This window comes from Desulfurella sp., assembly GCF_023256235.1.
GTDB lineage: Bacteria > Campylobacterota_A > Desulfurellia > Desulfurellales > Desulfurellaceae > Desulfurella.
The window spans coordinates 1,322-8,170 of sequence record NZ_JAGDWY010000053.1; the positions used below are offsets into that span (position 1 = coordinate 1,322).

At 30.8% G+C, this 6,849-nt stretch carries 7 protein-coding genes; 3 read left to right on the top strand and 4 right to left on the bottom strand.

Annotated features, from left to right (window positions below; all coding sequences use genetic code 11):
- Together Q0C22_RS05120 and Q0C22_RS05125 are read right to left on the bottom strand one after the other, a co-directional pair.
- Positions 1–763, bottom strand: a 763-nt coding sequence (locus Q0C22_RS05120; protein ID WP_291492438.1) for a sulfurtransferase, incomplete at its 3' end; no start/stop codon positions are given.
- 75 nt (positions 764–838) lie between these two features.
- Entirely contained in the window at positions 839–1,711 is an 873-nt protein-coding gene (locus Q0C22_RS05125; protein WP_291492440.1) for a patatin-like phospholipase family protein, read from the bottom strand.
- Between the two features lie 86 nt (positions 1,712–1,797).
- On the opposite strand from Q0C22_RS05125, the gene Q0C22_RS05130 reads away from it, so the two are divergent.
- Complete coding sequence (locus tag Q0C22_RS05130; protein ID WP_291492442.1) at positions 1,798–2,682, top strand: ketopantoate reductase C-terminal domain-containing protein; 885 nt, start codon at positions 1,798–1,800, stop codon at positions 2,680–2,682.
- Here the strand turns inward: Q0C22_RS05130 and Q0C22_RS05135 are convergent.
- Positions 2,679–3,071 (bottom strand): TlpA disulfide reductase family protein, encoded by a 393-nt coding sequence (locus tag Q0C22_RS05135; protein WP_291492444.1) that lies wholly within the window; start codon positions 3,069–3,071, stop codon positions 2,679–2,681. The genes Q0C22_RS05130 and Q0C22_RS05135 overlap by 4 nt on opposite strands.
- A gap of 149 nt (positions 3,072–3,220) precedes the next feature.
- On the opposite strand from Q0C22_RS05135, the gene ftsH reads away from it, so the two are divergent.
- Together ftsH and folP are read left to right on the top strand one after the other, a co-directional pair.
- Positions 3,221–5,017, top strand: a complete 1,797-nt coding sequence (gene ftsH / locus Q0C22_RS05140) for an ATP-dependent zinc metalloprotease FtsH (RefSeq protein ID WP_291492447.1) — start codon at positions 3,221–3,223, stop codon at positions 5,015–5,017.
- Positions 5,007–6,203, top strand: a complete 1,197-nt coding sequence (gene folP, locus Q0C22_RS05145) for a dihydropteroate synthase (RefSeq protein WP_291492449.1) — start codon at positions 5,007–5,009, stop codon at positions 6,201–6,203. Before ftsH ends, folP begins: the two co-directional genes overlap by 11 nt.
- On the opposite strand, the gene Q0C22_RS05150 is transcribed toward folP, so the two are convergent.
- A partial coding sequence (locus Q0C22_RS05150) for a nucleoside recognition domain-containing protein (RefSeq protein WP_291492451.1) occupies positions 6,192–6,849 on the bottom strand: 658 nt, incomplete at its 5' end. The genes folP and Q0C22_RS05150 overlap by 12 nt on opposite strands.

A 6,849-nucleotide genomic window follows, 5' to 3' on the forward strand; every position in this document is an offset into this window, starting at 1 on the left:
TATCAACACCTGCATTTTTTAGAATTTCTTCTATTTGAGCTTTTGGTTTTATAACCCAATAATTTTTTTCTTTTTGCATATAGTTTGCAACATAAACCCATTTGGCACCCTTTAAGTGACCAAATCTTGCTAGCCTTTTATCTTTTGTGTCCTGCCCGCTAAATTGTTCATAATTTCTTGCATCAACAAATTGGACAAGATTTTCATGATTCAATGCCCATTTAACAAATGGGAGAAAAGAAAAAACTGTTGTTCTGTTTCTTTCAATTACAAAATTTGATTTAGGCAATCTATACTCACCTTTAGCGATTGGCTTTTTCTCATCTATCCATTTTTCATACCCACCATCCATGTAGTAGATATCTTTTATACCAGCCCAATACAAAATAGCTGCAACTCTTGTTGCATTTGTTAAAAAGAAATGCGGTTTATCAAAATTTTCACCAGAATATACAATATAGGTAGCATCCTTCTTTAAACCAAAATTTGATAATTTTTCTTCGAGTTGCCTGTTATAGGGAACCAAACCTACCACTTCACCTCTTTTTTCGCTTAACATAGCATTTGTTAAGTTAATTGCTTTAGGCAGGTGACCGTTTAAATAATCTTTTTCGCTTCTGGTATCAATTACAATAACATCTTTGTTTGCACTAATAAGTTGAGCAGCTTGGTCTGTGCTAATGACCTCTAATTTAGCAAATGCCAGATTGAAAAAGCCAAAAAACAAAGTAGCCAAAATAACCAAAAACCACTTACGAAACATGTGGACCTCCTTTTAATATAATCTTGTAATATAATAATTTAGTTATTAAATTTGTCAAGTATTTATTTAACTTACTTATATACTTATTTTTTCTTTATAGAGTTCGAGAGTGTTTTTTGTAGCAATTTGACCTATCTGAATCAATTGTGTGGCTTTGTGAAAATCATACATTTTACAAACATCCTGAGGAATTTCTATTAAAATATCTACTTTGTTTTCAGCCAATCTATAAGATTTGAGAGCGTTTTGCATTATATCAAATGATGTAGCTGCTATATCAAAAATAGAATATTGTTTTTTTTGATCTTTTTTAAATTTTTTTGAAATTTTATTAAATTGTTTTAATAGCAAATTTTGCTGTTTTTCTTCATCTTTTTGTATTGTTATGTCATACTTAGTTTTAACATTTGAATTTATATCCACTGCAATAACATAATCACTTTGAGTGTTTCTTAGTGCACCAACCGGTAAATTATTTAGTATTCCGCCATCAACATACAGATGACCATCTTTTTCAACTGGATAAAAAATAGATGGTATAGCACTTGAAGCTTTTATTGCAAAAAGTAGATCACCTTTATCAAACCACACTTCCTTTTTATTTACAATATCAACACTAACAGCACAAAATTTAACTGGTAAATCTTCTATTAAAATATTTGACCCAAGCATTTGCCCAAGTACATTAAAAAGCTTATCTGTTTTAACCAAACCACCACCTACACTAAAATCAAGTAAACCAATAATATCCATTTTGTAAAGGTTTCTAACCCATTCTTCATATTCGTTTAATCTATTTGCTGCAAACATAGCGCCCACTACGGCGCCCATTGAGGTAGCTGCTATTGCATTGATTTTAAAACCATTATTAACCAATTCTTTTATTACACCAATATGGGCATAGCCTCTTGCAGCGCCACCACTTAGTGCAAGTGAAACTGTCTTCATTGATAACAAAATACATTTTTTTTATTTATAGTCAATTTTTTGACAAAAATTTGTGTTTGCTTTAAATTAGAAAAAGGAGGCTTGCAATGAATATTTTAATTTATGGTAGTGGTGCTTTGGGTTTACTTATGGGATATTTTTTAGAAAAAGAAAACTCTGTTGACTACATAGGCAAAAACCCATCACAAAAAACTTATAATATCAAGATAGGCTCAACTGTTAATACACATACATTTAATATTAAGGACAAAATTGATAAAAAATACGATTGCATTATTCTGGCTACAAAATCTTTTGATGTTGATTATGCAATCGAAAATATTCTAAAAGCCACAAAAAATACACCTATATTAACAGTTCAAAATGGTATTTACACAGAAGAAGTATTGCTATCAAAACTTGATAAAACGCTTATTTTCCCTATTGCAAGTTTAATTGGCGCAACAATAAACGACAATGTGTTAGATAATTTTATGAATAACGGTCAAAAAATAGGTTATTTTTTAGATAAACAAAAGGCTATGTATTTTGCCCAAAATTTTAATAAATGTGGATTAAATACAATGGTTGTTGATGACATAATGAGTGAGAAATGGTGGAAGTTTATATTTTACTGCAGCTGTGCTACTATAAATGCTCTAACTGGCCTTAAAAGCTTCGAAAAAAGCGAGCTTGAATTTTCTTCAAAGCTATCTAGAGAAATTGTTGATGTATTTGACAAACCTCACGGCATAGATTTAGATCAAATTGCCGATCAAGTAATAGATTTTGCAAGCAAATTTAAACCAGATGTATGGAAAGCAAGCGTTGGCGAAGACTTAAGAAAAGGTAAAAAAACAGAAATTGAATACCTAAATGGCTATGTGGTTAAAGTGGCAAAACAAATTGGCAAAAATGCTCCATATAACGAAAGTTTATATAACATTGTAAAAATACTTGAAAAGACAAAACTATTTAGCAAACTTGTTTAGAGAAGTATATTTATATTTGTGCTTAAAAAATAAAAATCCCTGAATCCAACAAATCTTTCTATTATATTGCCGTTTTTATCAATTAAAATTGTAGTGGGAGTGTAAGCAACGCCACCAAGTTTTGACAAATCTGATTGGTTTATTGTATATACAGGATATCTGATTCCATAATAATCAATAAATGAATTTAAACCATCTGAATTTAGACTTATACCAATGATTTTAACATTTTTATTATTTTTGTAGTAATTATAGAGCTTATTTAAAGAAGGAACTTCTTCTTGGCAAACAGGGCAATCCGTTTGAAATATATTTATTAAAATAACTTTACCTTTTAGTGATAGCAGGTTTATATTACCAGTGTTAACACCATGTAGATTTATATCCATACTAGCGTTTTTTGGACTACATGAAACTATGACGAAAAATAGTATAAAAAACAAAATCCATTTAAACTTTCTCACAATTTGCAATAATATCATATTATCTTGAAGAATACAATAATTTTTGATATAAGATTTAGCGGGAGGAATGAAAGATGATAAATTATAGAAATATTGTCCTTTGGCTTGCTATTATCATAGCGACTATTATTTTATTTAATATATTCAATAAGTCTCAATATAGTCAAAACCAAATGAGCTATAGCGAATTTGTTAGTTCTGTTAATTCTAATCTGATTAAAAAAGTTACGATTAAAGACGAAAAAGAAATATATTTTAGTATAAATAATGAACAATATAAAACCTACATTTTACCAGCTAGCGCTCAAAGCATTATTGATTTACTAACAAAACACAATGTAAAAATAGATATCCTACCAAAAGAAAAAAACACGATGCTTGATATATTTTTAATGTATTGGGCTCCAATGATTGTTTTTTTAATATTATTTTTTTACTTTTCAAACCAAATGCAAAAAGGCGGTAAAGTTTTGTCGTTTAACAAAAGCAATGCCCAACTTATAACATCTGATAAAAACCCTATAACTTTTAAAGATGTTGCAGGCGTGGAAGAAGCAAAAGAAGAATTACAGGAAATTATAGAATTTTTAAAATATCCAAAAAAATTTATTCAACTGGGTGCAAAAATACCAAAAGGCGTTTTGCTTGTAGGGCCACCTGGTACTGGCAAAACATTGCTTGCAAAAGCTGTTGCTGGCGAAGCAAAAGTACCATTTTACAGCATAAGCGGATCTGACTTTGTAGAAATGTTTGTAGGTGTTGGTGCAAGCAGAGTTAGGGATTTATTTGCACAGGCGAAACGATCTGCTCCATGCATTGTATTTATTGATGAAATAGACGCTGTGGGTAGACAGCGAGGAGCTGGCATAGGTGGTGGGCACGATGAAAGAGAACAAACGCTAAATCAATTACTTGTAGAAATGGATGGCTTTCAAACGCACGAAAGCGTCATTATAATGGCGGCAACAAATAGACCAGATGTATTAGACCCTGCGCTTCTAAGACCAGGTAGGTTTGATAGAAGGGTAATTGTATCAAAATCTGACGTAAGAGGACGACTTGAGATATTAAAAGTACATACAAGAAACATACCTCTTGCTAAAAATGTAAACTTAGAAATAATAGCCAAATCAACACCTGGATTTTCTGGGGCTGATTTATCAAACCTTGTAAACGAAGCGGTACTCTTTGCTGCCAGAAAAAACAAAAAAGAAGTTGAGATGGAAGATTTTGAGCTGGCAAAAGATAAAGTACTTATGGGACCAGAGAGAAAAAGCGTTATTATTAGCGATGAAGAAAAAGAAATTACAGCATATCATGAGTCTGGACATGCAATTGTAGCTAAACTTTTGCCAAAAACAGATCCAATCCACAAAGTAACTATAATACCGCGAGGCATGGCTCTTGGTGTAACGCAACAGCTTCCTGAAGGCGATAAATACACGTATGATAAAGAGTATTTAATAAACAGAATATGTGTACTCCTAGGTGGTAGAGTATCAGAAGAAGTTATGTTAAATACCATAACTACGGGCGCTGGAAATGATATCGAAAGGGCTACAGATATAGCAAGAAAAATGGTTTGCGAATGGGGTATGAGCGAGCTTGGACCACTAAATTATGCTACAAGCAAAGATGAAGTATTTTTAGGTAGAGAAATTGCGACACACAAAAACTTTAGTGAAGATACGGCTCGTCTTATTGATAGAGAAATCAAAAGGATTATAGATGATGCATATCAAACTACAAAAAATATCATATTGCAACACAAAAGTCATATTACAAAAATGGCTCAGACACTTCTTGAAAAAGAAGTTATAACTTCAGCTGATATAGATGAAATCTTAAAGGAACCACAAAGTGAAGTTTGATCTAATAAAAATACACTCAAAAGATCAAGCAAAACAATTAATGCAAAATATCAAAGCTGACAATATTGGCATTGAACTAATGATAAACAAAACAATTAACCTTTCTTTTTTAATTTACGATTGTGATTTTTATATAGCAAATATTATAAAACAGGAAGCTCTATCGTGTGGTATTGACGCATGCGTATCTAAAGATACTATTACAGCAAAAACTGCAAAAACTGACTGCTTAGTTTTTGGTGATATAAAAAGACTGTATAAATTATCCAATAAGCTAAAAATTCAAAACTTTAAAGATTTAAGAGATTTGGGCGAAAAAATAAACAATCAATTAGATGCTTATTTTGGTGAATTTTTATGGAAAGTAGGTGAACAAGTCTTTGATCTAAAGAAAAATTATCTTATCATGGGTATACTAAATGTTACACCAGATTCATTTTACGATGGTGGAAAATATGATACTGTAAGCAAGGCTCTATTTAGGTGCGAACAAATATTAAATGAAAAAGCAGACATTGTTGATATTGGTGCTGTATCAACACGACCCTTTAGTGAAACAGTAACACTTGAAGAAGAAAAAAAGCGTTTATTTCCTGTTTTAGAAGCCATTAAAAAAAGATTTCCTCAGGTAATTTTATCTGTTGATACATTCAATTCAAGTGTTGCAAAAGAAGCTTTTGAGTATGATGTTTCAATAATCAATGATATAAGTGGTTTTACTTTTGATGAAAAAATGAGCGAGTGTATATTGGATTGTAATTATTCCTGCGTTATAATGCATATAAAAGGCAAACCAAAAATTATGCAGGAAAACCCAATGTATCAAAATTTAATTACAGAAATAAATGAATTTTTTGAAAACGCTATTAACAAATTACTAACAAATAACTTTGACAAAAAAAAGATTGTGTTGGATCCAGGTATTGGTTTTGGCAAAACACTAAGTCATAATATTGACATAATTAAAAATATAGAAAGTTTTAAAATATTTGGCAGACCTATATTAGTTGGCTTATCAAGAAAAAGCTTTATTGGCAACATTTTAAATAAAGATGTAAATGAAAGATTATTTGGCACAATTGGAGCAAATATTGCAAGTTATTTTAATGGTGCGCGCATCTTTAGAGTACATGATGTTGCTGCAAACAAAGAAGCACTTGAGCTAGCTTATCAGCTAAATAACTAAGAATATCAAATGAGCAATAAAAGCTAATATCGTAGCAATCAGTATACTTGATACTGTAATTACAATCGTGCCTTTAAGCCTAATTTCTCTATACAGCGTAGAAATAGTTGCCAAACAAGGTATATAAAACATAACAAATATAGTAAATACAAAGATTTGTTCAACGCTAAGCATTTTTGAAACAGCAGAAATTGAACTTAAACCCAAAGCCTGTGCAAGCATAAGTAGAGTTAATTCTTTTTTAAATATACCAAAAATTAGAACTATTCCAATAGCAACAGGTAAACCTAAAAGTTCCATAAATGGAGCAAAAACATAATTTATATATTTTGCAAAATTAAAATAATCAATTAAGGAAAGCACAATACTACCGCCAACCAAAAGCGGTATAGCTACATAAACAAAATCTTTTATTCTATACCATGTTTTTATAATTGTTGTTTTTAATGTTGGTGTTCTATATGGAGGAATATCAAATAAAATCTCAGGACTAATCCCGGGTAATATCTTTTTTAGAATTGTTCCAGCAATACCTATCACAACAAGATTTAATAGGTAAAGCAAAATTGCATACACAGGACCAATAAAAAATGCTACAAGTCCCATGATTACTGTGGTTCTTGCGGCACGTGGAACAAGTGTAGAC